Origin of the sequence: Streptomyces sp. NPDC088817 (genome assembly GCF_044750345.1) — a bacterium.
Taxonomy (GTDB): Bacteria; Actinomycetota; Actinomycetes; order Streptomycetales; family Streptomycetaceae; genus Streptomyces.
Window position 1 is genome coordinate 363,910 of the sequence record NZ_JBIVJN010000007.1, and the last position, 25,249, is coordinate 389,158.

Annotated in this window: 22 protein-coding genes; 5 read left to right on the forward strand and 17 right to left on the reverse strand. The window is 72.5% G+C overall.

What is annotated here, in order from left to right; genetic code table 11:
• Positions 1 to 241: 241 nt before the first annotated feature.
• The gene (locus ACIP4X_RS16185; RefSeq protein ID WP_358735395.1) at positions 242 to 964 is read right to left on the reverse strand and encodes a transglycosylase family protein; all 723 of its coding nucleotides are present in this window, start codon (positions 962 to 964) and stop codon (positions 242 to 244) included.
• 543 nt (positions 965 to 1,507) lie between these two features.
• Here ACIP4X_RS16185 and ACIP4X_RS16190 point away from each other — a divergent pair.
• On the forward strand, positions 1,508 to 2,341 hold the full coding sequence (locus tag ACIP4X_RS16190) for a hypothetical protein (RefSeq protein ID WP_358735397.1): 834 nt from the start codon (positions 1,508 to 1,510) through the stop codon (positions 2,339 to 2,341).
• A gap of 37 nt (positions 2,342 to 2,378) precedes the next feature.
• Entirely contained in the window at positions 2,379 to 2,792 is a 414-nt protein-coding gene (locus tag ACIP4X_RS16195) for a hypothetical protein (RefSeq protein ID WP_358735399.1), read from the forward strand.
• Positions 2,793 to 2,847: 55 nt separating this feature from the next.
• On the opposite strand, the gene der is transcribed toward ACIP4X_RS16195, so the two are convergent.
• The 5 genes from der to aroH form a co-directional block, all read right to left on the reverse strand.
• Entirely contained in the window at positions 2,848 to 4,332 is a 1,485-nt protein-coding gene (der, locus tag ACIP4X_RS16200; protein WP_358735401.1) for a ribosome biogenesis GTPase Der, read from the reverse strand.
• Between the two features lie 67 nt (positions 4,333 to 4,399).
• Positions 4,400 to 4,999 carry a lysophospholipid acyltransferase family protein gene (locus ACIP4X_RS16205; protein ID WP_358735446.1) on the reverse strand — a complete coding sequence of 200 codons (600 nt, stop codon included), beginning with the start codon at positions 4,997 to 4,999 and terminating at the stop codon, positions 4,400 to 4,402.
• 77 nt (positions 5,000 to 5,076) lie between these two features.
• Positions 5,077 to 5,772, reverse strand: a complete 696-nt coding sequence (gene cmk, locus ACIP4X_RS16210) for a (d)CMP kinase (protein ID WP_391456312.1) — start codon at positions 5,770 to 5,772, stop codon at positions 5,077 to 5,079.
• An 89-nt stretch (positions 5,773 to 5,861) separates the two neighbouring features.
• Complete coding sequence (locus ACIP4X_RS16215; protein WP_358735405.1) at positions 5,862 to 6,947, reverse strand: prephenate dehydrogenase; 1,086 nt, start codon at positions 6,945 to 6,947, stop codon at positions 5,862 to 5,864.
• Entirely contained in the window at positions 6,944 to 7,306 is a 363-nt protein-coding gene (gene aroH / locus ACIP4X_RS16220) for a chorismate mutase (protein ID WP_358735406.1), read from the reverse strand. The genes ACIP4X_RS16215 and aroH overlap by 4 nt, the downstream gene beginning before the upstream one ends.
• Positions 7,307 to 7,524: 218 nt before the next feature.
• On the opposite strand from aroH, the gene ACIP4X_RS16225 reads away from it, so the two are divergent.
• Positions 7,525 to 8,028: a Rieske 2Fe-2S domain-containing protein gene (locus tag ACIP4X_RS16225; protein ID WP_358735407.1), complete on the forward strand. Its 504-nt coding sequence runs from the start codon at positions 7,525 to 7,527 to the stop codon at positions 8,026 to 8,028.
• Positions 8,029 to 8,203: 175 nt separating this feature from the next.
• Here the strand turns inward: ACIP4X_RS16225 and ACIP4X_RS16230 are convergent, their stop codons facing one another.
• The 9 genes from ACIP4X_RS16230 to ACIP4X_RS16270 all read right to left on the reverse strand — a co-directional run bounded on the left by ACIP4X_RS16230 (position 8,204) and on the right by ACIP4X_RS16270 (position 19,054).
• Positions 8,204 to 9,265, reverse strand: coding sequence for a pseudouridine synthase (locus ACIP4X_RS16230; protein WP_358735408.1), 1,062 nt, complete (start codon positions 9,263 to 9,265; stop codon positions 8,204 to 8,206).
• Positions 9,265 to 9,939 (reverse strand): SMC-Scp complex subunit ScpB, encoded by a 675-nt coding sequence (gene scpB, locus ACIP4X_RS16235; protein ID WP_358735410.1) that lies wholly within the window; start codon positions 9,937 to 9,939, stop codon positions 9,265 to 9,267. The genes ACIP4X_RS16230 and scpB overlap by 1 nt, the downstream gene beginning before the upstream one ends.
• Positions 9,936 to 11,021, reverse strand: coding sequence for a segregation/condensation protein A (locus ACIP4X_RS16240; RefSeq protein ID WP_358735411.1), 1,086 nt, complete (start codon positions 11,019 to 11,021; stop codon positions 9,936 to 9,938). Before ACIP4X_RS16240 ends, scpB begins: the two co-directional genes overlap by 4 nt.
• 38 nt (positions 11,022 to 11,059) lie before the next feature.
• Positions 11,060 to 11,635, reverse strand: a complete 576-nt coding sequence (locus tag ACIP4X_RS16245; protein WP_358735412.1) for a hypothetical protein — start codon at positions 11,633 to 11,635, stop codon at positions 11,060 to 11,062.
• On the reverse strand, positions 11,620 to 12,756 hold the full coding sequence (locus ACIP4X_RS16250; protein WP_100567648.1) for a ParA family protein: 1,137 nt from the start codon (positions 12,754 to 12,756) through the stop codon (positions 11,620 to 11,622). Before ACIP4X_RS16250 ends, ACIP4X_RS16245 begins: the two co-directional genes overlap by 16 nt.
• Positions 12,757 to 13,156: 400 nt before the next feature.
• A complete protein-coding gene (ald, locus tag ACIP4X_RS16255; protein ID WP_358735415.1) occupies positions 13,157 to 14,281 on the reverse strand; it encodes an alanine dehydrogenase in 1,125 nt (374 codons plus the stop codon).
• Between the two features lie 135 nt (positions 14,282 to 14,416).
• Positions 14,417 to 16,513, reverse strand: a complete 2,097-nt coding sequence (locus tag ACIP4X_RS16260) for a tetratricopeptide repeat protein (protein WP_401348816.1) — start codon at positions 16,511 to 16,513, stop codon at positions 14,417 to 14,419.
• 161 nt (positions 16,514 to 16,674) lie between these two features.
• The gene (locus ACIP4X_RS16265; protein WP_358735418.1) at positions 16,675 to 17,301 is read right to left on the reverse strand and encodes an NUDIX hydrolase; all 627 of its coding nucleotides are present in this window, start codon (positions 17,299 to 17,301) and stop codon (positions 16,675 to 16,677) included.
• Between the two features lie 85 nt (positions 17,302 to 17,386).
• Positions 17,387 to 19,054 (reverse strand): CTP synthase, encoded by a 1,668-nt coding sequence (locus ACIP4X_RS16270; protein WP_401348819.1) that lies wholly within the window; start codon positions 19,052 to 19,054, stop codon positions 17,387 to 17,389.
• A 517-nt stretch (positions 19,055 to 19,571) separates the two neighbouring features.
• On the opposite strand from ACIP4X_RS16270, the gene ACIP4X_RS16275 reads away from it, so the two are divergent.
• Both ACIP4X_RS16275 and ACIP4X_RS16280 read left to right on the forward strand, forming a co-directional pair.
• On the forward strand, positions 19,572 to 21,374 hold the full coding sequence (locus ACIP4X_RS16275; RefSeq protein WP_358735448.1) for a glycoside hydrolase family 15 protein: 1,803 nt from the start codon (positions 19,572 to 19,574) through the stop codon (positions 21,372 to 21,374).
• 117 nt (positions 21,375 to 21,491) lie between these two features.
• Positions 21,492 to 23,159: a PucR family transcriptional regulator ligand-binding domain-containing protein gene (locus ACIP4X_RS16280; RefSeq protein WP_391456304.1), complete on the forward strand. Its 1,668-nt coding sequence runs from the start codon at positions 21,492 to 21,494 to the stop codon at positions 23,157 to 23,159.
• 3 nt (positions 23,160 to 23,162) lie between these two features.
• Here ACIP4X_RS16280 and ACIP4X_RS16285 read toward each other — a convergent pair whose 3' ends face one another.
• Both ACIP4X_RS16285 and ACIP4X_RS16290 read right to left on the reverse strand, forming a co-directional pair.
• Positions 23,163 to 24,293: a glycosyltransferase family 4 protein gene (locus tag ACIP4X_RS16285; RefSeq protein ID WP_401348822.1), complete on the reverse strand. Its 1,131-nt coding sequence runs from the start codon at positions 24,291 to 24,293 to the stop codon at positions 23,163 to 23,165.
• Between the two features lie 199 nt (positions 24,294 to 24,492).
• A complete protein-coding gene (locus ACIP4X_RS16290; RefSeq protein ID WP_401348825.1) occupies positions 24,493 to 25,248 on the reverse strand; it encodes a hypothetical protein in 756 nt (251 codons plus the stop codon).
• Position 25,249: the final 1 nt, after the last annotated feature.

Here is a 25,249-nt window from a genome sequence, read left to right on the forward strand (position 1 = left end):
CGCAATTCCAGGCAGCCGGTGCGGCACCGGGAAAAGCCCCGCCGAATGCGTCGCGGGAAGCGGTCCACGACCTCCCCGGCACCGCCGCGCATTCGGAATCCGCGGCCGTGACAGGGAGTCGGCACGGCACAGGAATTCGGCCATGCCGCCGCCGGATCGGGTGCCTCGCCGGACGGCGGAAGACCCCGCCCGGTCGGTGGACCGGACGGGGCCTGGTGCCCGTGGTGCGAACCGGAGCGGCTCAGATGTCGAGGCGCTGGCCGGGCATGATCAGGTCGGGATCGTCACCGATGACGGACCTGTTGGCGGCGTGCAGCCGCTGCCAGGTGGTTCCGTACCGGGCGGCGATTCCGCTCAGCGTGTCCCCCGCGCGCACGGTGTACTCGCCCCGGGAGGCACTGCGGTTGGTGTGGCCCGCCTCGCGCGCCGGCGCCGTCGACGGCCGGCGCGGCGGGACCGCGTTCCGTGTCCCTGACCGGTCGCCCTCCTGGACCGGCTTGTTCACCGACTTCCGTGTGCTGTGCGCCGATCCCTCGGTCACGGTCCTTTCCGTACCCGATCCGGCAGCGGGTGCGCCGCCGTACGCCCCGGCCCTGGCCGAGCAGACCGGCCACGCCCCCCAGCCCTGGGCCTGCTGGACCCTGGTGGCGACGGCGATCTGCTGCTCCCTGGAGGCCTGGTCGGCGGTGGGCGCGTAGGCCGTGCCGCCGTAGGCCCGCCAGGTGCCGGCGGCGAACTGGAGCCCGCCGTAGTAGCCGTTGCCGGTGTTGATGTGCCAGTTGCCGCCGCTCTCGCACCGGGCGATGCGGTCCCACACGCCGCCGTCCGCCGCGTGGGCGTTGCCGGTGGCTGCCAGCAGCCCGATCGGGGCGAGCAGCGCCGCCCCGGCGAGAGCCGCCGTCGTCCGTGCCCTACGGGCGTTGTCGCGCATGGTGTCGTGGCTCTTGTCGGCACATTCGGACATGTGGATCCCTCTCGAAACACACCCGGGGTCCCCCAGGGCGGACACGCCCGCCGCGCATGGACGCGGTCGGCGCGCTCGCCCCGTCCGCCGCACGAGGCCGGGCCGAGTCGTACTCGGCCCGGTGCGGTCGGCGGACGTTCCCGAGCGGTGCTCGTTGCACACGGCTGAGGAATGTAAGGAGCGTGCGGAGTCCGGAGCAACCAACGGCCCGTTCTGCCAGGCCAGTTCAGCGTTACCGGCAGTAGCGGCTTTTTTCGGTCACCCACTTCATTCGCTGATTTCCTGATTTTTCGACCACCCGCACCGGTGATCTGTGACTCACTTCACCGGCCCAACCCCCCTGAACTTGGGGGGAGTTGACCGTGAGTGCCGGGTTCCGCACGTGACGTCACCCTCCGCACGGGATGGTTCGATTCCGTTCGCCGGAGGGCGTGACTCCCGCCACAGATCGCCCGTTGTCTTCTTCATGAGCCGGGTCCCTCCCGGCTCATGGGCCGGGAGCCACCCGGCTCCGCCACGTACCGCATCCCGAGGGAGCCACCCGTGCCGCGCATGCTCGACGTCAGTGACGCCGTACGCGCCGAGATCGGCGACGAAGAGGCCGACCGGCTGCTCGCCGGACAGAACGCCCCGGGCAGTTACGACTGCACGTCCTGCCGCACTCCCGGCGACTCCGAACAGGAGCGCACCAGCACTGTCCTGTTCGTCGGGGACGAGACCGCCGTCCTCGCCTTCGCCCACGCCACCTGCCTGCCCTCGCAGGTCGTCCAGGTCACCGAGGACCAGCTGCGGGGTGCGGTCCGCTCCATCCACGCGGACACGAACCCCTCCGGCAGGGTGCCGGAGCAGGCCCCGCCCCAGTGGTCCACGGCCCAGCAGGCCGTGCCGCAGACGGCGGTGCCCGAGCAGGCCGTGCTCGGGGTGACCAGCGGACTCGTCCTGATCACCGGGGAGTTGCATCCCGCCCTGGTCGTCGAGCCGACCGCGCCCATCGTGCGTCCGGGCTCGATGGGCGCCGCCGACGAGTTCCTGCCGCTGCTCGTCGAGCAGGGCTACGTCCCGATGACCGAACTCGCCGCCGTGCCACCGGTGCTGCACGGCTGGTCGGTGCTGCTCGCCGCGGGCCAGCTGCACGCCGTCCTCCAGCCCCAGGCGGGCGGCGGCCAGCCGGTGGCCTGGTGGCAGGCGCACCAGCCGCTCCAGGTCACCGACGGCTGGCGGGCGGCCGCCAACAAGCACCAGCAGGTGATCATGTTCGCCGCGCCGGCCGGGTCCATCGGCCGCCAGCCGCGGGAGGACCTGCTGCGGGACGCGCTGGACAAGGCAGCGGCGAGCGGGCGGCTGGTCGCGGCGACCCTGCCGCTCGCCGGGACCTGAGCCGCATCCCTTCCGGTTCGGGGTCGTTTGGAGATACGTGCACGCATATGACGTTCCCCGCCGCCAGCCCTATCCGCCGGTCCCTCCCCCGGGCTCCCGGCTTCGCTCGGGCAGGGAGGTGCCCCCGCCGCGGGCGCCTCAGGATCATCACGGCGGCCCCTCGGCCACGCCGATCTACGACGCGCTCTACGCCGAGTTCGTCAAGTCCTACCGGACCCTGCCGGGCGACCGCAGCGGCGAGGAGGATCTGGGCTTCGTAGCTTTCGGGAACCTGCCGCACCACACGGGCTCCACCGTGTACGGCGCCTACAGCCTGGGGGCCTACAGCACCCGCCATGTCACGGGCCGGCAGCAGCCGCAGTGGCAGCGGGTCGGGACGATCGGGCGGCAGGACACCGGGATGCACCACGTCCCGGCGGCCCTGCCGCCCGCGCCGCGCCGCGGAATCTGATCCGCGGACGGCGAAGGGGCGGCCCCTGTCCGGGGCCGCCCCTTCGCCGTCACCGCTACTTCTTCTTCGCGCCGCGCTTCTCGCGCACCCGCACCGAGATGTGGATCGGCGTGCCCTCGAAGCCGAACTCCTCGCGCAGCCGACGCTCGATGAACCGCCGGTAGCCGGCCTCGATGAACCCGGAGGCGAACAGCACGAACCGCGGCGGCTTGGTGCCGGCCTGGGTGCCGAACAGGATGCGCGGCTGCTTGCCGCCCCGGATCGGGTGCGGGTGGGCGGCGACCAGCTCGCCGAGGAAGGCGTTCAGACGGCCGGTCGGCACCCGGGTCTCCCAGCCCGCCAGCGCCGTCTCGATCGCCGGGACCAGCTTCTCCACGTGCCGCCCGGTCTGCGCCGAGACGTTGACGCGCGGGGCCCATGTGACCTGCGCGAGCTCGGTCTCGATCTCCCGCTCCAGGTAGTAGCGGCGCTCCTCGTCGAGGGTGTCCCACTTGTTGTAGGCGATGACGAGCGCGCGGCCCGCCTCCACGGCCATGGTGATGATCCGCTGGTCCTGCACCGAGATGGACTCGGAGGCGTCGACCAGGATGACGGCGACCTCGGCCTTCTCGACGGCGGCCGCGGTGCGCAGCGAGGCGTAGTAGTCGGCGCCCTGCTGGAGGTGGACACGCTTGCGGATGCCGGCGGTGTCGACGAACTTCCAGGTCTTTCCGCCCAGTTCGATCAGCTCGTCGACTGGGTCGCGGGTGGTGCCGGCCAGTTCGTTGACGACGACGCGCTCCTCGCCCGCCACCTTGTTCAGCAGCGAGGACTTGCCGACGTTCGGGCGGCCGATCAGGGCCACCCGGCGCGGGCCGCCGATACCGCCGCCGCCGAACGTCTCGCGCGGCGCCTCGGGCAGCGCCTCCAGGACGCGGTCCAGCATGTCGCCGGTGCCGCGGCCGTGCAGGGCCGAGACCGGGTGCGGCTCGCCGAGGCCGAGCGACCACAGGTACGTGGCGTCCGCCTCGCCGCTCTGGCCGTCGACCTTGTTGGCGCACAGCACGACGGGCTTGCCCGCCTTGCGCAGGAGCCGCACGACGGCCTCGTCGGTGTCGGTGGCGCCGACCTTGGCGTCGACGACGAAGACCACCGCGTCGGCGGCCTCGATGGCGTACTCGGCCTGCGCGGCCACGGAGGCGTCGATGCCGAGGACGTCCTGCTCCCAGCCGCCGGTGTCGACGACCTTGAAGCGGCGGCCCGCCCACTCGGCCTCGTAGGTGACGCGGTCGCGGGTGACGCCCGGCTTGTCCTCGACGACCGCCTCGCGGCGGCCGATGATGCGGTTCACCAGAGTCGACTTGCCGACATTGGGGCGGCCGACGACGGCGAGGACGGGCAGCGGGCCGTGTCCGGCGGCCTCGATGGCGCCCTCGACGTCCTCGATGTCGAAGCCCTCGACCGCGGCGAGCTCCATGAACTCCGCGTACTCGGCGTCGCCGAGCGCCCCGTGCTCGTACTCGTGCTCTGCCGAGCCGTCGGGCTGGATGTCGTCGTTCATGAAGTCCGTACCTCGTCGTTCATCGTGGTGATCGGTGAACCACCGCCGGTTCGCGGTGAGCCACTACTCAAGTGTCGCTCTGGCGCCCGGTCAGGCGCCTGGCGTTTTCCAGGTGGTCGGTGAGCTGCTTCTGGATGCGCTCGGTGGCCTCGTCCAGGGCCCGTCGCGTACGCCGTCCGCCGTCGTCGCCGGCTTCGAACGGTTCGCCGAAGACGACGTCGACCCGGTGGCGCAGCGGAGGCAGTCCCTTTATCAACCGTCCGCGCCGCTCGGAACTTCCCAGCACGGCCACCGGGACGATCGGGGCGCCGCTGCGGACCGCGAAGTAGGCGAGCCCGGCCCGCAGCGAGGCGAAGTCGCCGTCGCCCCGGGTGCCCTCGGGGAAGATCCCGAGGACGCCGCCCTGCTTCAGGACGCCGAGCGCCCGCGTGATCGCCGAACGGTCCGCGGAGTGCCGGTCCACCTGGAGCTGGCCGATGCCGGTCAGGAAGGAGCCGAGCGGGCCGACGAACGCCTCCTTCTTGATCAGGAAGTGCACCGGCCGGGGTGCCACGCCCATGACCATCGGGCCGTCGACGTTGTGCGCGTGGTTGACCGCGAGGATCACCGGGCCGGTGGCGGGCACCTTCCAGGCACCCAGCACCCGCGGGCGCCACAGCCCGTACATCAGCCCGACGCCGATCCGCCGGCCGACGTCCGCGCCGCGCTCCGACGGAGGGCCCGCCGCGGGCTCCGGCGGACGGCTCACTTCGCGGCCCGCTTCTCCTCGACGAGGGTGACCACGCACTCGACGACCTGTGCCAGTGTCAGCTCGGTGGTGTCCACCTCGACCGCGTCGCCGGCCTTGGCCAGCGGGGAGGTCTTGCGGCTGGAGTCGGCCGCGTCCCGCTTGATCAGGGCCTCGCGGGTGGCGTGGACGTCGACGCCCTTGAGCTCGCCGCTGCGCCGGGCGGCGCGGGCCTCGGGGGAGGCGGTGAGGAAGATCTTCAGGTCCGCGTCGGGCAGCACGGTGGTGCCGATGTCACGGCCCTCGACGACGATCCCGGTCTCGGCGGACGTGGCCAGCGAGCGCTGGAGCTCGGTGATCCGGCTCCGCACCTCCGGTACGGCGCTGACCGCGCTGACCTTGGCGGTGACCTCCTGGGTGCGGATCGGACCGGCCACGTCCACGCCGTCGACGGTGATCGTCGGGTGGGCGGGGTCCATGCCGGAGACGATCTCGGGCTTGCCGGCCACCGCCGCGATCGCGGTGGGGTCCTCTATGTCGATCCCGTTGGTCACCATCCACCAGGTGATCGCCCGGTACTGGGCGCCGGTGTCCAGGTAGCTCAGACCGAGCTGCGTGGCCACGGCCTTCGATGTGCTCGACTTGCCCGTGCCGGAGGGGCCGTCGATGGCGACGATCACGGGCAGGGCGGTCCGGGCGGCGCCGATTTCCACAGCGGAGCACCTTCCTGGTGAAGGGTGGTGGGTGGTGTGCGGGACGCGAGGGCGCCCCGCACAAGGTTACTGGCTTCCCGGACGCCCTCTTACTGGCGGATGGACCAGCCCCGCTCCCGCAGGGCCGAGGCGAGGACCGACGCCGCCTTCGGCTCGACCATGAGCTGCACCAGACCGGCCTGCTGCCCGGTGGCGTGCTCGATGCGCACGTCCTCGATGTTGACCCCGGCCAGCCCCGCGTCCGCGAAGATGCGGGCCAGCTGTCCCGGCTGGTCGTCGATGAGGACCGCGACGATCTCGTACACCCGCGGCGCGGACCCGTGCTTGCCGGGGACCCTGACCTGGCCCGCGTTGCCCCGCCGCAGCACGTCCTCGATACCGGCGGCGCCCTCGCGGCGCTTGGCCTCGTCGGAGGACTGGAGGGCGCGCAGGGCCTGCACGGCCTCCTCCAGGTCGAGGGAGATGTCGGAGAGCAGGTCGGCGACCGGTCCCGGGTTGGCGGAGAGGATGTCGATCCACATCCCCGGGTCGGAGGCCGCGATCCGGGTCACGTCCCTGATGCCCTGCCCGCACAGCCGTACGGCCGTCTCCTCCGCGTTCTTCAGGCGCGCGGCGACCAGGCTGGAGACCAGGTGGGGCATGTGGGAGACGAGGGCCACGGCACGGTCGTGGGCGTCGGCGTCCATGACGACCGGGACCGCCCGGCAGTGCGAGACGAGCTCAAGGGCGAGGTTGAGGACCTCGGTGTCGGTGCCCCGGGTGGGGGTGAGCACCCAGGGGCGGCCCTCGAAGAGGTCGGCGGTCGCCGCCAGCGGACCCGACTTCTCGCGGCCCGACATGGGGTGCGTGCCGATGTAGCCGGACAGGTCGAGGCCCATCGACTCCAGCTCGCGGCGCGGGCCGCCCTTGACGCTGGCCACGTCCAGGTAGCCGCGGGCCGCGCCCCGGCGCATGGCGTCCGCGAGCACTCCCGCCACGTGCGCGGGCGGCGCGGCGACGACGGCGAGGTCGACCGGGCCGTCCGGGGCCGCGTCCGTGCCGGCGCCGAGCGCCGCCGCCGTGCGGGCCTGCTCCGGGTCGTGATCGACGAGGTGCACGACCACCCCGCGCCGGGCGAGGGCCAGGGCGGCGGAGGTGCCGATCAGCCCGGTACCGATGACGAGTGCGTTTCTCACTGGGCGATGTCCTTGCGCAGGGCGGCCGCCGCACCGAGGTAGACGTGCGCGATCTCGGCGCGCGGCCGGTCGGACTCGATGTGCGCGAGGACGCGGACCACGCGGGGCAGGGCGCCCGCGATGTCCAGTTCCTGGGCGCAGATCAGCGGTACGTCGACGATGCCGAGCTTGCGGGCCGCGGCGGCCGGGAAGTCGCTGTGCAGATCGGGGGTGGCCGTGAACCAGATGCTGATCAGGTCGTCGGCGGTCAGGCCGTTCCTCTCCAGAACGGCGGTGAGCAGCGCCCCCACCTGCTCGTCCATGTGGCCGGCCTCGTCCCGTTCGAGTTGGACGGCTCCCCGGACCGCTCGTACCGCCACGGCTCTGCTCCTTGCTGAGGTGAATCGGGTCTCGGGCATCCAGCCTAGTCAGACCGCATGGGACGGGTGGGCGGCGCCCGCCCGCTGAGACGACGGGGGAAACGGGTGGTTTATCGAGTACTGCCCCGATTTGCTTCGACTTCATGGTGTTCGGTGCGAAAATGCTGCTGCTCCGCTCGGAGCTCTTCCCCTCCCCCGGAACCCCCCGGAGTGATGACATGACCCAGGGCTCTACGCGGCGCGCGGTGCTCGCCACGAGTGCGGTGGCGCTCGTGGCGGCGGGCTGCGGCACCACCGCCGGCGGCAAGTCGGAGGCCTCACCCGCCACGGAAACGACGTCTCCCCCCGAGAAGACCTCCCCCTCGGAGGCGTCGCCCACCTCTGAGACGTCCCACCCGCCGACGACCACCCGGACCGGGGAGGGAACCGCCGCCGGGCCCGAGCTGGCGAGCACGGCGGACATCCCGGTGGGCGGGGGCAAGGTCTTCGCGGAGCAGAAGGTCGTGGTCACCCAGCCGAAGAAGGGCGAGTTCAAGGCCTTCTCGGCGATCTGCACGCACCAGGGCTGCACGGTGAACAGGGTCGCCGCCGGCACGATCGACTGCCCGTGCCACGGCAGCAGGTTCCGGGTCGCCGACGGCTCGGTGGCCCACGGCCCGGCGATCTCCCCGCTCCCCACCAAGCAGATCAAGATCGAGGGAAACTCCGTCCACCTGGTGTGACGGCCCGTCCCGGGCACGTGTTCGTCGCACCCGCTCCCCGCCTTCCGCGGAGTTTTCCGCGGAGCCCGATCACCGACGCGTGGCGGACTTTCTGCGCCGTGTCCGCCACGCGTCGGCCTGCCGGGACGGCGGCCGAGCCGTCCGGGGCCTCGAGGGCCGTGAAGACCCGAAGGGTCTAGAGGTCGACCTCGTTCATCAGCATGCCGACCTCGGTGTTCGACAGGCGGCGGAGCCAGCCGGACTTCTGGTCGCCCAGCGTGATGGGTCCGAAGCCGGTACGGACCAGCTTGTCGACCGGGAAGCCCGCCTCGGCCAGCATCCGGCGCACGATGTGCTTGCGGCCCTCGTGGAGGGTGACCTCCACGAGGTAGTTCTTGCCGGTCTGCTCGACCACCCGGAAGTGGTCCGCGCGCGCGTAGCCGTCGTCCAGCTGGATGCCGTCCTTGAGCTTCTTGCCCAGGTCCCGCGGGATGGGGCCGACGATGTGCGCGAGATAGGTCTTGCGCACGCCGTACTTCGGGTGGGTCAGCCGGTGCGCCAGCTCGCCGTGGTTGGTGAGCAGGATCACGCCCTCGGTCTCGGTGTCGAGCCGGCCGACGTGGAAGAGGCGCGTCTCACGGTTGGTGACGTAGTCACCGAGGCACTGACGGCCCTCCGGGTCCTCCATGGTGGAGACCACACCGGCGGGCTTGTTCAGCGAGAAGAACTGGTACGACTGCGTGGCCACGGTCAGTCCGTCGACCTTGACCTCGTCCTTCTCCGGGTCGACCCGGCGGCCCTGCTCCAGGACGATCTCGCCGTTGACCTCGACCCGGGCCTGCTCGATCAGCTCCTCGCAGGCGCGCCGCGAACCGTACCCCGCGCGGGCGAGCACCTTCTGCAGCCGCTCGCCCTCCTGCTCGGCACCCGGGAACGTCTTGGGCAGCTTGACGTCCTTCTTGCCGGCGTACCGGTCGCGGTTGCGCTCCTCCATCCGCGTCTCGTACTCGCGGGAGCGGGCCGGAGCCGTACGGCCGCCCTGCTGGGCCTGCCTGGGGCCGCCCTTGGCGCCGCCGCGCGCGGATCCGCCCCGCCCGGCCTTCGGGCCGTCCTTCGTCGCGCCGGGGCCGACGTCGTAGCGGCGCTCCTCGGGTCGGGGCTTGCGGGGGCGGCCCTGCCCCTGCCGCTCGTCCCTGTTGTCGCCGGCACCGCGGTAGTCGCCGCGCCCGCCGTTCCTGCCGCTGCCGCTGCTTCGCATCAAAGTTCCGTCGTCGTCTTCGTCGTGTGGTCGCCGTCTGCGCCCGGCGCGTCATCGGGAGCGTCCGGGTCGAACGACGGTACGCCCTCCTGGGTCTCGGCCTCGATCGCCTCCGCCTCCGGGAGGAAGGGCGCGAGCTCCGGGAGTTCGTCCAGACCGCGCAGGCCCATCCGCTCCAGGAAGTAGTTCGTCGTCCTGTACAGGATCGCACCTGTTTCGGGTTCCGCGCCCGCCTCCTCGACCAGACCGCGCTGGAGCAGGGTGCGCATGACGCCGTCGCAGTTGACTCCGCGGACGGCCGAGACGCGGCTGCGGCTGACCGGCTGGCGGTAGGCGACCACGGCGAGGGTCTCCAGGGCGGCCTGGGTGAGCCGGGCCTGCTGGCCGTCGAGGACGAAGCCCTCGACGGCGGCCGCGTACTCGGGGCGGGTGTAGAAGCGCCAGCCGCCGGCGATCAGCCGCAGCTCGAAGCCGCGCCCCTGGACGGTGTACTCGTCGGCCAGTTCGCGCAGCGCGTCCGCGATCTGCCGGCGGGGCCGCTGGAGGATCTTCGCCAGGTGCTCCTCGGTCGCGGGCTCGTCCACGACCATGAGGACGGCCTCCAGGGCGGGCTTCAGGTCGAGGCCGGCGACGGTCGCCGGGCCCGCGGACGGTTCGGTGGTCTCCTCGCTCACGCCTTCATCTCCTCCTTGGGCTCCTCGGACTCCTCCGGCGCCTCGGGCGGACGGTCGAACTCGTCCGTCACCCTGGGCGTCTCCTCCCCGTCGCCGCCGGTCCAGCGCACGGTCAGCTCGCCGAGCGCGGTCTCCTGGTCCAGGGCCACGGCCTTCTCGCGGTACAGCTCGAGCAGGGCGAGGAAGCGGGCCACGACGGTGAGCGTGTCGTCGGTGTCCGCCACCAGCTCACGGAAGCCGGCCTGACCGAGCTCCCGCAGCCGCGCGATCACGATCCCGGCCTGCTCCCGCACGCTGACCAGCGGCGCGTGAATGTGGTCGACGTACACCTGCGGCTCGGGCCTGGGCTGCATCGCCTTGACGGCGAGTTCGGCGAAGCGGGCCGCGCCGATGCTGATGACGACCTCGGGCAGCAGCTCGGCGTGGTGGGGTTCCAGCCCCACGGTGCGGGGGTGGCGCCGGCCCTCCTGGTCCAGCCGCCGGCTGAAGATGTCGGCGATCTGCTTGTACGCGCGGTACTGGAGCAGCCGTGCGAACAGCAGGTCCCTGGCCTCCAGCAGGGCGAGGTCGGCCTCGTCCTCCACCTCGGCGGCGGGCAGCAGCCGGGCCGCCTTGAGGTCGAGCAGGGTGGCGGCCACGACCAGGAACTCGGTCGTCTGGTCCAGGTCCCAGTCGGGCCCCATGGCCCGGATGTGCGCCATGAACTCGTCGGTGACCTTGGACAGGGCCACCTCGGTGACATCGAGCCTGTGCTTCGAGATGAGCTGCAGGAGCAGGTCGAACGGCCCCTCGAAGTTCGCCAGCCGGACCTTGAACACCCCGTCGTCGGCCTCCGGCTCGGCGGGCTGCCCGGTGGCCGGCCCCGCCGGGGCGTCCGCGGGGAGTTCGGCCGAAGGCTCGACAGGCTCCTCGGCGGCCCCGGGTGCGGGCGGGGGTGCCGCGGGCGCGTCCGGCGGTTCGGGACGCTCGTCCTGGGGCGGCGGCGGTGCGGAGGGGTGGGCCGGGGAGGCGGTCGCCGTTCCCGGGCCGCGGCCCAGGGCGCGCCGTCGGCCGGTGGGGGTGGGAGCGTCGTTCGAGGTCATGGCCGTCGCAGGCTACCGCCTACGGCCCGCCCGGACGGCTAACGCCCGCGCAGCCGCCGTACCAGGATGCTTGCCTCGCCCCGGGCCTCCAGGTCGGCCAGCACCACGGCGACCGCCTCGCGGACGATGCGCCCCCGGTCCACGGCGAGTCCGTGCTCACCGCGGAGCACCAGACGGGCGTGTTCGAGGTCCATGAGCTCCTCGGCGGACACGTACACGGTGATCTTCTCGTCGTGCCGTTCGCGGCCGCTCGGCCGGCGTGCCGCGCTGCGGCCCCGCTTGCGCGGCTGCTCGGCCGAGGGGGCAGAACCTTCCTGCGGCGCCGCCGAACGCCGCGCGGGGCGCTCCGCGGTCGTGGACCGGCTGCGGGACTCGCCCGTGTCCGTCGGCCCCGCCTCCACCGCCACGTGCTCCGCGCCCTCGCCGTCGCCGCCCTGCGCGGGCACCGACTGCGGCGCGTCCTCGGCCGCGGCGGTCGGGTCGCTCTCGCCCGCGGGGGCGGGCACCCGGGCCTCGCCGCCTGCCTGGCGTCGGGGAGTGGACGGCTGGAGCGCCATTCCCCCTGTCGTACGGAACAGTTCGTCGGCCCCCGGCAGACTCACTCGGCGTGACACCGGGCGAGCACCTCCCTGGCGAGCTGGCGGTAGGCGGCGGCACCGACGGAGTTGGAGGCGTACGTGGTGATCGGCTCACCGGCGACCGTGGTCTCCGGGAAGCGGACCGTGCGTCCGATGACCGTGTGGTACACGTGGTCGTCGAACGCCTCGACGACACGTGCCAGCACCTCGCGGCTGTGCACGGTGCGCGAGTCGTACATCGTGGCCAGGATCCCGTCGAGTTCCAGCTCCGGGTTGAGGCGCTCCTGGACCTTCTCGATGGTCTCGGTCAGCAGGGCCACACCGCGCAGCGCGAAGAACTCGCACTCCAGCGGCACGATCACCTTGTGCGCGGCCGTGAGGGCGTTGACGGTGAGCAGGCCGAGCGAGGGCTGGCAGTCGATGACGATGTAGTCGTAGTCGTCCATCAGCGGCTTCAGGGCGCGCTGGAGCGTCGACTCGCGCGCGACCTCGCTCACCAGCTGGACCTCGGCGGCCGACAGGTCGATGTTGCTGGGCAGCAGGTCCATGTTGGGGACCGCCGTCTTCAGCAGGACCTCGTCCGCGGACATGCCCCGCTCCATGAGCAGGTTGTAGACGGTGAGGTCGAGCTCCATGGGGTTGACGCCGAGACCCACCGACAGCGCGCCCTGCGGGTCGAAGTCCACGAGCAGGACACGGCGGCCGTACTCCGCGAGCGCGGCACCCAGGTTGATGGTCGACGTGGTCTTGCCGACGCCGCCCTTCTGGTTGCACATCGCGATGATCTTCGCGGGGCCGTGGTCGGTCAGCGGACCCGGGATCGGGAAGTACGGCAGCGGGCGTCCGGTCGGGCCGATGCGCTCACGGCGCTGGCGGGCCGCGTCGGGCGCGAGCGTGGCCGCGTACTCGGGGTCGGGCTCGTACTCGGCGTCGGGGTCGTAGAAGTGCCCGTCGGGCAGTTCGTCGTAGTCGGCGAAGTGGTTGTGGGGCGCGCCACTTCCGTCGCCGGCCATGGCGTTCACGTGATGGCCATCCATGCTTGGGGGTGCTGGCTGAGTCACTCCTGTTGTCCGGTGACTCTGGTGGGCTGCGAAGGTGCGCACAGCGACGGAGCCGACAGCCTCGAGCCGCGTGGGGCCCTGGCCCGGCGCAGGCATTCCTGGTTGACCACCCCCGGGAGAAAATGTCGACTCATTCACAAGTCGTCTTACCTCCTTGGCGACCAGGGGACTTCTAGACAGGTCAGCGTGGCACCATGCCGACGTTTGGCGACTCTATGGCGTGTCGGCGGTCCGCAGCAACACAATCCGCCGGACCCGGCCCGATGTGTCGGTAATGGAACATCCCTCTGTCAAGGGCGTACGAGCGTCGCACGGCAGGTTTCACCGGTGCGTGAATCGGTCGAATGGTTGCGTTCGAGGCGAGTTGACCGAGTGCGGCGAAGTGACCATACACACATCCGGCCGGACCTTGTGGGACAAGGTCCGGCCGGCCGTGCGAGGTTGACGACACGAGTTGACGTATCGCCTTTCATGCCTTGGCGACTTGGCGACCCGCTCAGCCGAGCAGGGACTCCAGCGCGACGTGCTCCAGGCCGTGGGCCTCCGCGACCTCGCGGTAAACGACCTTGCCCTCGTGGGTGTTGAGGCCCTTGGCCAGCGCCGCGTCACGGCGCAGCGCCTCGACCCAGCCGCGGTTGGCGAGTTCGACGATGTACGGCAGCGTGGCGTTGGTCAGCGCGTAGGTCGAGGTGTTGGGCACCGCGCCCGGCATGTTGGCGACGCAGTAGAACACCGACTCGTGGACCCTGAAGGTCGGGTCGGCGTGCGTGGTCGGGTGGGAGTCCTCGAAGCAGCCGCCCTGGTCGATCGCGATGTCGACAAGGACACTCCCGGCCTTCATCCGGGACACCAGCTCGTTGCTGACCAGCTTCGGGGCCTTGGCGCCCGGGACGAGCACGGCGCCGACGACGAGGTCGGCCTCCAGGCAGGCCTTCTCCAGCTCGAAGGCGTTGGAGACGACGGTCTTGATCTTCGTGCCGAAGATCCGGTCCGCCTCCTTGAGCTTGTTGATGTCCTTGTCGAGCAGGGTCACGTGGAAGCCCAGACCGATGGCGATCTGCGCGGCGTTCCAGCCGGAGACGCCACCGCCGATGACGACCGCCTCACCGGCGGGCACGCCCGGGACGCCGCCCGGCAGCACACCGCGGCCGCCCGCGGCGCGCATCAGGTGGTAGGCGCCGACCTGCGGCGCGAGGCGGCCCGCGACCTCGGACATCGGGGCGAGCAGCGGCAGCGCGCGGTTGGGGAGCTCGACGGTCTCGTAGGCGATCGCCGTGGTGCCGGACTCCAGCAGGGCGTCCGTGCACTCCTTGGAGGCGGCCAGGTGCAGGTAGGTGAAGAGGATCTGGTCCTTGCGGAGGCGGTGGTACTCCTCGGCGATGGGCTCCTTGACCTTCAGCACCATGTCGGCGGCGGCCCAGACCTCGTCCGCGGTCTCGAGGATCTGCGCACCGGCGGCCACGTACTCCTCGTCCGGGATCGAGGAGCCGACACCCGCGTTCCGCTCGACGACGACCTGGTGGCCGTTACGCACGAGCTCGTGCACGCCTGCGGGGGTGATGGCCACCCGGAACTCGTTGTTCTTGACTTCGCGGGGGATGCCGACCTTCACGTCGATCACGGTCCTTGGCTCAGAGAATGTGGGGCAATTGCAGACGTATTCCGGCATGCGAAGGCATACCAGGCGACACCGCAGGAGAACGAGCGGCAGAACCAGTCTAATGAAGGCTTTCCCTCTGTCTAGCCTTTCATTGCATCAATCTTCAGTGGATGCACTGCGGATTTCGCAGGCATTGGCGCCTTCTTCCGTCAAGGGGCCCTCCGGGCCGCCCTCCTCGGCCGCAGGGACCTCTTCGACTTCGGCGTCGAGCAGTCGCCGGGCCGCCCGGCGGTGCAGGGCCGCCGTGCTCGCGTCGCCCAGCCGCTCCAGCGAGTCGGCGAGCCGCAACTGGAGCGCCGCCTGGAGCCGCACGTCCTCGGCGCGGCGGGCCCACTCGACCGCCTCCTGGCAGGTGCGCAGGCACTCCTCGGGCCGCCCGGCGTACTCCTGGACGCGCGCCAGCTCGCTCAACGCCCGCGCGTGGGCGGCGACATCGCCGCTCTTGCGGTGCACGGCGGCGGCGGCCCGCCAGTTGCGCAGCGCCTCGCCGTAGCGGCCCGTGTAGGTGTGCGCGGCGGCGATGCGGCCGTAGAGCCGGGCGGCGTCCTCGCGCTCCTCGCGCGCCAGCCGCTGCGCCAGGGCCCGGCCGAACCAGTCGGCGGCCCGGTCGTAGTCCCCGAGCTCCTGGTGGGAGCTGCCTACGGATTCCATGGCGCGGCTGATGGCGTACGGGTCCTCGGCCTCCCGTCCTGCGTCCAGCGCGGCCCGGTAGCGGACCAGTGCCGCGGCCGTGCGCCCGGTGCGGGCGTCCAGGTCGGCGAGGTTCAGCAGGGCGGCGGCCTTCTCCCGGGGCAGTCCGCGCCGCTCGGCCACGTCCAGGACGAGCCGGTGGATGCCGTAGAGGTCGGCGGCCGCGGCCTGGGTGCCGATGTGCGCCACCATGGCCCGCACGAGCTGGGACATCAGACGGCGGGCCAGGGTGTCCAGCTCGCCGTCGGCGACGGCGAGCCGGGCCGCGGCGAGCAGGGCGGGCCTGCGGGCGCGCAGCCACCTCTCGGCGGCCCGCGGCGTGGCGAAGCGCAGCCCGGCGGGCAGGCTCTTGACCTTCTCCCTGGTCTCGGGGCTGTCGGTCTCGGTGATCGCCCGGCAGGACTGGAGCAGCCGCACGGTCCGCTCCAGCATCCGGGCCCGGGCGAGCCGCAGCTCGGCGGGGCGGTCCTGGCGCTCGGCGAGCTCCGCCAGCAGCGGGTGCAGGCAGCCGGGGACCTCGTAGCACGGCAGCGACGAGGGGACGGCGCGCAGCACCCCGAGGTCGGCGAAGTCGTCGAGGAGACCGCGGGCGGCCTCGACCGAGCAGCCGGCGAGCGCCGAGGCGGTCTGCGGGTCGACGTCACCGGCCGGGGCGAGGGAGAGCAGCCGCAGCAGCCGGGCGGCCGTACCGGACAGGGTGCCGTGCACGAACCGCAGCACCCGGCCGAGGGCGGAACCGTCGTCGGGGTCGGCGCGCAGCTGCTTGGCGAGGTCGGCGACGGCCGCCTGGGGGTGGGCGGCGAGCCAGCCGCCGGCCAGGGCCAGGGCGGCGGGCTGGCCCTGGCAGACCTCGACGAGGCTCTCGGCGGCCCGCGGGTCGACGGTGATGCGCACCGGGTCGATGCGTTGCGCCAGCAGTTCCACACCGGACTTGGTGTCCAGGCCGCCCAGGGTGCACGGGCGGACGTCGGCGATCCCGGTGAGCGGACCTCGGGAGACGGCGACGAGGAGGCAGTCGGCGTTCTCCGGCAGCAGCGCGTCGACCTGGTCCGCGCCGGCCGCGTCGTCGAGCAGGAGCAGTGCCCGGCGCTCGGCGAGCGCGGTGCGCAGGATCCCGGTCAGGTCGTCCTCGGCGGCGCCGGGCGGGGTCGGCAGACCGAGGACGGTGAGCAGGTCGCGGGCGAGGGCCTCGACCGGCACGGGGGTGCCGTCGGGCTCGGTGAGCCTGGCGCGCAGCACACCGCCGGGGTAACGCTGCGCGACCTGCTCCACCAGTTCCTCGGCGAGTGCCGTACGGCCGGAGCCGGGCCTGCCCGCGATCAGCAGGACGCGCGCGCGAGGTGCCTTGCGGCCGGCCAGGGTGTCGAGGCCGGTCCGCTCGATGTCGGCCCGTAGCTCCTTCAACTCCCTTGCACGGCCCAGGAAAAGACTTTTCGCGGCAGCGGGGAAGGGATCCCCGCCGGACAGGTCCACGCCGCCTGCGTCCACCGCCTGATCCGTCACGGGCCACACTCCCGTCCCACCGCACGTGCAAGCCCGCCGGGACTCCGGGCCGGGCGCTTCCAGAGCCTAGTTCACGCTCTGCGACGTACTGTGCGGAGCACGGCGGACACGTCGCCCGATCGGATCAGGCGATGGTCACACCGCGGGGATCGGTGGTGCGTTCAGGACGCGAAGGGGCGCGCCGGCCAGGGCGCCTCGGCCGGGCGCAGCGCGTCCAGTCCGTCGCCCCGGCGCGCGGCGACCAGCGACAGGACGCCCACCACCAGGCAGTTGTTGTGCAGTTCGCCCGCGAGCACGCCCCGCACCAGTTCGTCCACCGGCATCCGCGCGTGCTCCATGTCGGTCTCCTCGTGCTCCGCCGCGAAGCGCTCGCCGACCGCCTCGGACAGGCCCCGGGCGAGGAAGATCCGCACGGACTCGTCGCAGCCGCCGGGGGTGGTGTAGACGTCGGTCAGCACCCGCCAGTCCTCGGCCTTGACGTGGGCCTCCTCGTACAGCTCGCGCTGGGCGGCGTGCAGCGGGTTCTCGCCGGGCACGTCGAGCAGGCCCGCCGGGATCTCCCACAGCCGCTGCCGCACCGGGTGGCGGTACTGGCGGATCAGCAGCACCCGGTCCTCCTCGTCGAGAGCGAGGACGGCCACGGAGCCCGGGTGCACCTGGTAGTCGCGGGTGACCACGGAGCCGTCGGGCATGACCACGTCGTCGGTGCGGACGGAGGTCTTGCCGCCGACGAACGGGGTCTTGGTGGCCCGGATCTCCCACTCCTCCGGGATGTCCTTGATCGTCATGCCCTGCCCTTTCCGACGTGCGCAAACAGAACGGGGGTGCGCGCCTTCGACGGCACGCACCCCCGCAACCGTACAACCGGGCGTGCTACTTGGAGATCTTCCGCTCGACGGCGGCCTTCACCAGGCCGACGAACAGCGGGTGCGGGCGCGTGGGGCGCGAGCGCAGCTCCGGGTGCGCCTGGGTGGCGACCAGGTAGGGGTGGACTTCGCGCGGGTACTCCACGTACTCGACGAGCTTGCCGTCCGGGGAGGTGCCGGAGAAGACGATGCCCGCCTTCTTCTCCAGCTCCGCGCGGTAGGCGTTGTTCACCTCGTAGCGGTGGCGGTGGCGCTCCTCGACGTACTCCTTGCCGTCGTGGACCTCGCGCACGATCGAGCCCTCGGCCAGCTTGGCCGGGTACATGCCGAGCCGCATGGTGCCGCCCATGTCGCCCTCGCCGGCCACGATGTCGAGCTGCTCTGCCATGGTGGAGATCACCGGGTGACCGGTGGCCGGGTCGAACTCGGTGGAGTTGGCGTCCGCGATGCCGGCCAGGTTCCGGGCGGCCTCGATCACGATGCACTGCAGGCCCAGGCACAGGCCCAGCAGCGGGATGCCGTTCTCGCGGGCGTAGCGGATGGCGCCGACCTTGCCGAGCACGCCGCGGTCGCCGAAGCCGCCCGGGATGCAGATGCCGTCGACGTCGGCGAGCTGCTGCTCGGCGCCGGCCGCGGTCTTGCAGTCGTCGGAGGTGACCCACTTGATCTTGACCCGGGCCTTGTTGGCGAAGCCGCCGGCGCGCAGCGCCTCGGTCACCGACAGATAGGCGTCGGGCAGGTCGATGTACTTGCCGACCAGGGCCAGGGTGATCTCGTGGTCGGGGTTGTGGACGCGGTCCAGCAGGTCGTCCCAGGTCGTCCAGTCCACGTCGCGGAAGGGCAGGTCCAGCTTGCGCACGACGTAGGCGTCCAGGCCCTCGGCGTGCACGACCTTCGGGATGTCGTAGATCGACCGGGCGTCGGGGCAGGCGACCACGGCCGCTTCGTCGACGTCGCACATCAGGGAGATCTTGCGCTTGATCGCGGTGGGCACCTCACGGTCGCAGCGCAGCACGATCGCGTCCGGCTGGATGCCGATGTTGCGCAGCGCGGCGACGGAGTGCTGGGTCGGCTTGGTCTTGAGCTCACCGGACGGGCCGATGTAGGGCAGCAGCGAGATGTGCACGACGAAGACGTTGTCCCGGCCCACCTCGTGGCGGACCTGGCGGACGGTCTCCAGGAACGGCAGCGACTCGATGTCGCCGACCGTGCCGCCGACCTCGGTGATGACGACGTCCACCTCGTCGGTGGCCATGCGCCGGATGCGGTGCTTGATCTCGTTGGTGATGTGCGGGATGACCTGCACCGTGTCGCCCAGGTACTCGCCGCGCCGCTCCTTGGCGATGACCGTGGAGTAGACCTGGCCGGTGGTGACGTTGGCCGAGCCGTCCAGGTCGCGGTCGAGGAAGCGCTCGTAGTGGCCGATGTCCAGGTCGGTCTCGGCGCCGTCGTTGGTGACGAACACCTCACCGTGCTGGAAGGGGTTCATCGTGCCCGGGTCCACGTTGAGGTAGGGGTCCAGCTTCTGCATCACCACGCGCAGGCCGCGGGCCTTCAGCAGCATGCCCAGGCTGGAGGCGGTGAGGCCCTTGCCGAGCGAGGAGGCGACACCCCCGGTGACGAAGATGTGCTTGGTCGTCGTGGCTGTGCTGCTTCGGAAAGCAGCGGGCGGCATGGCCAAGAGGGGGCTCCCGTGGTCGCGGTTGGTCGTGCGGTACGGCTGGCCGGTCCGGGGAACCCGGATGTTCCGGCTGAGGCGCCGTCGCTGCGGTTCGGGGGTTTCGAGCCCACCGGTCCACGGGCTACCAGGGTATCAGCGCCTGACGGGCATGGCTCCCGGCCACGCTCCGCGCACGCTCCGACACGTGCGCGTACCACTCACAGGTCCCTCACCCATGGCTCACTCGTTCGGCGCACCCGGGTTGCCCGGAGCGGCACGCAGATCATCTACGTGCGTCGTATCCTGCTCGGACACTCGCTGAGGAGCCCGGCCGGCAACACGGCACCACCCCCGCCCGTAGACCCGGAACAACTAGAGCTCGTCAGTTCGTTGAGCAAGGGTTGTCGTTCTGCCCCCGCGGCCGACCGGCGGTCTCCCCACCGCTCGACGACGCTTTAACAACCACCCCTTGACCGCACTAAGCGACAGCCCCTTCGTGGGGTGTGACGTGGCCGTTCGACTGGAGTTGCACGTGGCCGGGCGCATCGAAGACTACGCACTCATCGGAGACATGCAGACCGCTGCCCTGGTCTGCCGGGACGGGACAGTCGACTGGCTGTGCCTGCCCCGCTTCGATTCCCATGCCATCTTCGCCGGCCTGCTGGGTACCGAGGAACACGGTTTCTGGCGGATCGGCCCGGCGTTCGCGGACGGCAGCCGGCCGCCCACCGCGGCCCGGCGCAGCTACCGCGGCGACTCGCTGATCCTCGAATCCGAGTGGGACACCCCCCGCGGCACCGTCCGCGTGACCGATTTCATGCCCCCGCGTGACGGGGCCCCGCAGGTGATCCGCATCGTGGAGGGCGTCAGCGGCCGGGTGCCGATGCGCTCGACACTGCGCATGCGCTTCTCCTACGGCCGGATCGTGCCGTGGGTGCACCGGCACGAGGGCCGCACGGTCGCGGTGGCGGGCCCGGACTCCGTGTGGTTCGACACATCGGCGAAGACCTACGGGGAGTCACTGACCACGTACGCGGACTTCACCGTCGCTCCCGGTGACCGGATCGCGTTCACGATCTCCTGGCAGGCCTCGCACAAGGAGCCGCCGCCGCTGCCGGAGCCGGAGCAGTCGCTGGAGGCGACCGAGGAGTTCTGGCGCGAGTGGGTCGGGCACTGTACGTACCACGGCCCCTACCGCGAGGCCGTGGTCCGCAGCCTGATCACGCTCAAGGCCCTGACCTACGCCCCGACCGGAGGCATCGTCGCGGCCCCCACCACCTCGCTGCCCGAGGACATCGGCGGCGTACGCAACTGGGACTACCGCTACACCTGGCTGCGGGACGCGGCGATCACCCTGTCCTCGCTGCTGCGCACCGGCTACCGCGAGGAGGCCCGCGCCTGGCGCGAATGGCTGCTGCGGGCCGTCGCCGGCGACCCCGACAACCTCCAGATCATGTACGGCATCGCCGGCGAGCGCGAACTCGGCGAGGCGGAGCTGGACTGGCTGCCCGGCTACGAGAACTCCGCGCCGGTCCGGGTGGGCAACGGCGCCGCGCACCAGCTCCAGCTCGACGTCTACGGCGAGGTCACCGAGGCGCTGCACCTGGCCCACATGACCGGCCTGGCCCGCAACGACTACGCCTCCCTGCTCCAGCTCAAGCTGATCCAGTACCTGGAGAAGCACTGGCAGGAGCCGGACGAGGGCATCTGGGAGGTGCGCGGGCCGCGCCGCCACTTCGTGCACTCCAAGGTCATGGCGTGGGTCGCCGTCGACCGCACCATCAAGCTCATCGAGTCCGGGGAGGCCGACGGCCCCCTGGAGCGCTGGAAGGTGCTGCGCGACGACATCCACCGCGAGGTGTGCGAGAAGGGCTACGACAAGGAGCGCAACACCTTCACGCAGTCCTACGGCTCGCAGGAGCTGGACGCGTCCCTGCTGCTCATCCCGCAGATGGGCTTCCTGCCGCCGGACGACAAGCGGGTCATCGGCACCATCGAGGCCATCCAGCGCGAGCTGTCCACCACGGACGGGTTCATCCTGCGCTACCCCACCGACGGCGACCACGCGGGCGTCGACGGACTGCCCGGCGACGAGGGCGCCTTCCTCGCCTGCTCCTTCTGGATGGCCGACGACCTGGCGATGATCGGCCGCGTCGACGAGGCCCGCAAGCTCTTCGAGAAGCTCCTGTCGCTCCGCAACGACCTGGGCCTCCTCGCCGAGGAGTGGGACCCGCGCCGCAAGCGCCAGGTGGGCAACTTCCCCCAGGCCTTCAGCCATGTGCCGCTGATCGACACGGCCCTGCGCCTGACGGCGAGCGGCGCCTACGGAGGCTGACCCGCAGCCGGGCGGGCGAGCCCGCCCGCCCGGCGATCACCCCAGCTCACGGTAGGCCGGACCGGTCCGGCCACCCGACGCTGCCACCGCACCGCGGGCAGAGGTAGCGTCCGCTCCATGGACCGCAGATTCGACACCGAGGGCACCGGCATCACCGTCCGGCGCGCCCTCGAACTGCCCGGCCTCCGCAGCGGCCTCCCCGAGGTCCTCGCCGGCGCCGACAAGCTGACCCGCACCGTCCGCTGGGTGCACGCCGGCGAGGTCCCCAACATCGCCTCCCTCCTCAAGGGCGGCGAACTCCTGCTGACCACCGGCTACGGCCTCGGCACCCGCCCCGCGGACCAGCGGGTCTTCGTACGCACCCTCGCCGACCGCGGCATCGCCGCCCTGGTGGTGGAGCTGGGCCCGCGCTTCACCCGCCTGCCCGCCGCCCTCGTCGAGACCGCGCGGACCGCCGGCCTCCCCCTCGTCCAGCTGCACCGCGAGGTGCCGTTCGTGGCGGTCACCGAGGAGATCCACACGGAGATCGTCAACGGCCACTACGCGCTGCTCCAGCGGGCCGAGGAGGTGCACCTCCGCTGCACCCAGGCACTGCTCGGCGGCGGCGGGGTGCCGCAGGTGCTCGGCATCCTGGCCGACTTCGGCGGCAACCCGGTGTTCCTGGAGACCTCGGACGGGCAGCTGCTGTACGCGGCCGGCTCCGGCCCCGAGGGCGCCGATCCGCTTCAGGTGTGGGAGGGGCTGCGCGGCCAGCGCAAGGACGCGGCCCCGCCGGCCGGTTCGGTCGTCGTCGACGTGCCCGGCGGCGGCCCCGGCACCGGCTCGGTGCGCGCCCGGCTGGTGCTGCTGCCGGTCCGCTCACCGCTGGCCCCGGTGCACCGCATGGCCGCCGAGCGGGCGGCGGGACTGCTGGCCGTGGTGCTGATGCAGGCCCGCCAGGAGGAGGAGCTGGCGGCGCGCGGCCGCGGCGACTTCCTGACCGACCTCGCCGAGGGGCGCATCGCCGCCGAGGACGCCCCCGCGCAGGCCCGCGTCCTCGGCTTCAAGCCGGGCGACAGCCCGCTGCTGCCCGTGGTGATGCGGCTCGGTGACGCGCTCGCGTCCACCGGGGGCACCGCCCGGCCGAGCGCGGGCACCGGCGGCGGGGGCTGGGCGGCGCTGGCCCGCGCGGTCGCCGAGGAACTGGCCTCGGTGGGCGTGCCGGTGCTGCTGGGTGTGCGGCCGGTCGAGGGCCGGGTGCCGCTCCTGGTCGGGCTGCGCTCGGAGGCGGAGCGGACCACTGTCGCCGACCGGGTCGCGGCGGCCCTGCGGGCGGGTGCGGAACGGGCCGGGATGCGGCGGCCGGGCGGGCAACCTGAGGTGGTGGTCGTCGGGGTGGCGGGCGGCTGGGCGGCGGCCTCGGCGGGCCTGCGGCATGCGGCGGAGGCGGCGACGGCGGCTCAGGGGCTGCCGGACCTGCCCTGGTACGACGCCCGCCGCCTCGACATCGACCTGCTGCTGTGGCGGCTGCGCGACCACCCCGACCTGGCGGCCTTCGTGGACCGCGCGATCGGCCCGCTGCGCGACCACGACCGGCGCTCGAAGCCGCCGCTGCTGCCCACTCTCCAGACCTATCTGGCGCACGCGGGCCGCAAGGCGGAGACCGCGCGCGAACTGCACCTGAACCGGCAGACGCTCTACAACCGCCTCGCCCGGATCGGGGAGTTGCTGGGCACCGACCTCGACGACCCGCAGACGGTCCTGGCCCTGAGCCTGGCCCTGCGGGCCCGCCGGCACGCGCCCTGAGCGTCAGGCCAGCGGCCGGGGGCGGGTCAACTCGTCGTAGACGCTGAGCACCTGGGCGACCGTCTCGTCCTCGGTGGGCCAGGTGGCGGCCTGGCGGGTTCCCAAGTCGCGCAGTTCCTCGCGGCGTTCGCAGTCGTCCAGCAGCCGTATGACGGCTCCGGTGAACGCCTCCGGGTCCTGGTCCGGTACCAGTTCGGCCGCGTCGCCCACGAGTTCGGGGATGGCGCCGGTCCGCGCCGCGACGAGCGGCACCCGCGCGTGCAGCGCCTCCTGGGCGAGGACGGAACGGGCCTCCCAGCTCCTCGGCAGCAGCGCCAGGTCGGCGGCGGCGAGCAACTCCCCGACGTCGTCGCGCCGTCCGAGCAGCCGCACCGGCAGCTCCTCGTCCTCGATCCGCCGCTGAAGCTCCGTACGCAACGGCCCCTCCCCCGCGACGACGAGCAGCGGCACGGGTTCCAGCAGGCGCCAGGCGCGGGCCGCGTCCAGCAACAGCTCATGGCCGCGGCCCGGATCCAGGGAGGCGACCGAGATGAGCATCGGCCGGTCGGTGGCACCGAGTTCGGCGCGCACCTTGGCACGCGGACGGTCCGGGTGCTCGTAGCCGCCGACCGGCCGGGGCACCGCGACCGCGGCGAGCCGGGCGTCTCGCGCGCCCCGGCCCCGGGCCCGGTCGACGAGCTCGGAGGTGGTGCCGAGCACGACGGTGGCGGCCCTGACCACACGACGCTCCAGCAGCCGCAGCAGATGCGCGCGGGCCCCTTCCGCGGGCTCGTGGTTGTGCCAGGTGACCACGAGGGGCGTGCCGCGGCCGCTGAGCGCCAGCACCGCGCGGAAGGAGGCGTGCAGCCCGTGCGCGTGCACCAGGTCGGCGTCCGCGCAGACCGTGCGCAGCGCGGCCACGGACACCGGGTCGCTGCTGCGCGGCACGTGCACGTGCTGGGCGCCGACGCCGGTGAACGCGTAGGCGCGGTCGGCCTCCGCGGGGGCGCACACCGTCACCCGCACGCCCCGGGCGACCAGCCCCGCGGCCAGCGAGCGCACGTGCACGCTGCTGCCGGCGCTGCCTCCGCCGAGCACCTGCACGGTGCGCAGCGTCGACTGACCGTGCGATACGTGGCTGATCACGGGGCTCACGCGGCCGGGGCTCCTGGTTCGGCGTCGGACGGGTACGGGAGGTTACGGGGAAACGTACAGAAGGTATCGAGTCGAGGTGCTCGACCGCGCGCTCCGCTCGGCGCAGGGCTCCCGTTCCAAGGATGCCAGCACGTACGGGTGTTCTTGTCCCGCCGGAGTGTCGGAAGTGTGCGAGACCAGGCGGCAGCCGGGGACTACGTCACTCACACGAGTGAATTTGACGGGTGTTCGCCCTCTCTCCGCAGACGGCCGCGGCCACCACCGCGGCGGCGTGCGCGACCAGTCCGGCGCGCCCGTTGCACGCGACGACGGCGATGCCGAGGACCGCGCCCAGGGCGTGCGCCCCCGTGTCACCGATCATCACCCGCTCCCCGAGGTCCTCGGGGAGCACGGCCGCGGCAGCTCCCGTGGTGACGGCCGCCAGCTCCGCTCCCGGGCCGCCGCGCAGCAGCCCGGGCGCCCCGAGCGCGAGCACCGCGCCGGCGGCCCGGCCGGGGCGCACGTCCAGGAGGTTGACGGCGTGCGCGGCCCCGGCGATCACGACCCCGGCGAGGAACCTGTCCAGCGGCCGCCGCTTCAGCAGCGCCCCGGCGGCCAGCCCGGCCGCCGAGATCCCGAACAGCTTGACCGCCCCGCTGGTGACCTCGCCGCCCCGCAGGGCGGCGAGATGCGCCCGGAACCCGCGCCGCCCGTCAACCGCGCCGACGACGTCGTCGTAGGCGCCGCAGACCCCGGCCGCAAGCACCGCAAGACCGGCCGCCGGCCGTACCCGCGCGGCCCCGGCCGCCGCCGCCACAGCCAATGCGGGCCCCGCGTACAGCCCGACGACGCGCCCCGCGTGGTTCCGCCGCTCCCAGCGCGCCCGGCCGCCGGGCGCGAGGGCCCGCAGGCCGGCGGTACCGGCCCGGGTGAGCGAGGCGGCCAGTGCGAACGAGGCGGCGGTCCGGGAGATCATC

Excerpts from the sequence above, each read along its gene's own strand:
- ACIP4X_RS16225 (WP_358735407.1), top strand. The coding sequence starts at position 7,525 with ATGACCCAGGGCTCTACGCGGCGCGCGGTGCTCGCCACGAGTGCGGTG.
- ACIP4X_RS16240 (WP_358735411.1), bottom strand. The coding sequence starts at position 11,021 with ATGACCTCGAACGACGCTCCCACCCCCACCGGCCGACGGCGCGCCCTG.
- ACIP4X_RS16205 (WP_358735446.1), bottom strand. The coding sequence starts at position 4,999 with ATGTACGGGCTGTGGCGCCCGCGGGTGCTGGGTGCCTGGAAGGTGCCC.
- ACIP4X_RS16185 (WP_358735395.1), bottom strand. The coding sequence starts at position 964 with ATGTCCGAATGTGCCGACAAGAGCCACGACACCATGCGCGACAACGCC.
- ACIP4X_RS16265 (WP_358735418.1), bottom strand. The coding sequence starts at position 17,301 with ATGACGATCAAGGACATCCCGGAGGAGTGGGAGATCCGGGCCACCAAG.
- ACIP4X_RS16290 (WP_401348825.1), bottom strand. The coding sequence starts at position 25,248 with ATGATCTCCCGGACCGCCGCCTCGTTCGCACTGGCCGCCTCGCTCACC.
- ACIP4X_RS16230 (WP_358735408.1), bottom strand. The coding sequence starts at position 9,265 with ATGCGAAGCAGCGGCAGCGGCAGGAACGGCGGGCGCGGCGACTACCGC.
- ACIP4X_RS16280 (WP_391456304.1), top strand. The coding sequence starts at position 21,492 with ATGGACCGCAGATTCGACACCGAGGGCACCGGCATCACCGTCCGGCGC.
- ACIP4X_RS16270 (WP_401348819.1), bottom strand. The coding sequence starts at position 19,054 with ATGCCGCCCGCTGCTTTCCGAAGCAGCACAGCCACGACGACCAAGCAC.
- ACIP4X_RS16250 (WP_100567648.1), bottom strand. The coding sequence starts at position 12,756 with ATGCCTGCGCCGGGCCAGGGCCCCACGCGGCTCGAGGCTGTCGGCTCC.
- der (WP_358735401.1), bottom strand. The coding sequence starts at position 4,332 with ATGAACGACGACATCCAGCCCGACGGCTCGGCAGAGCACGAGTACGAG.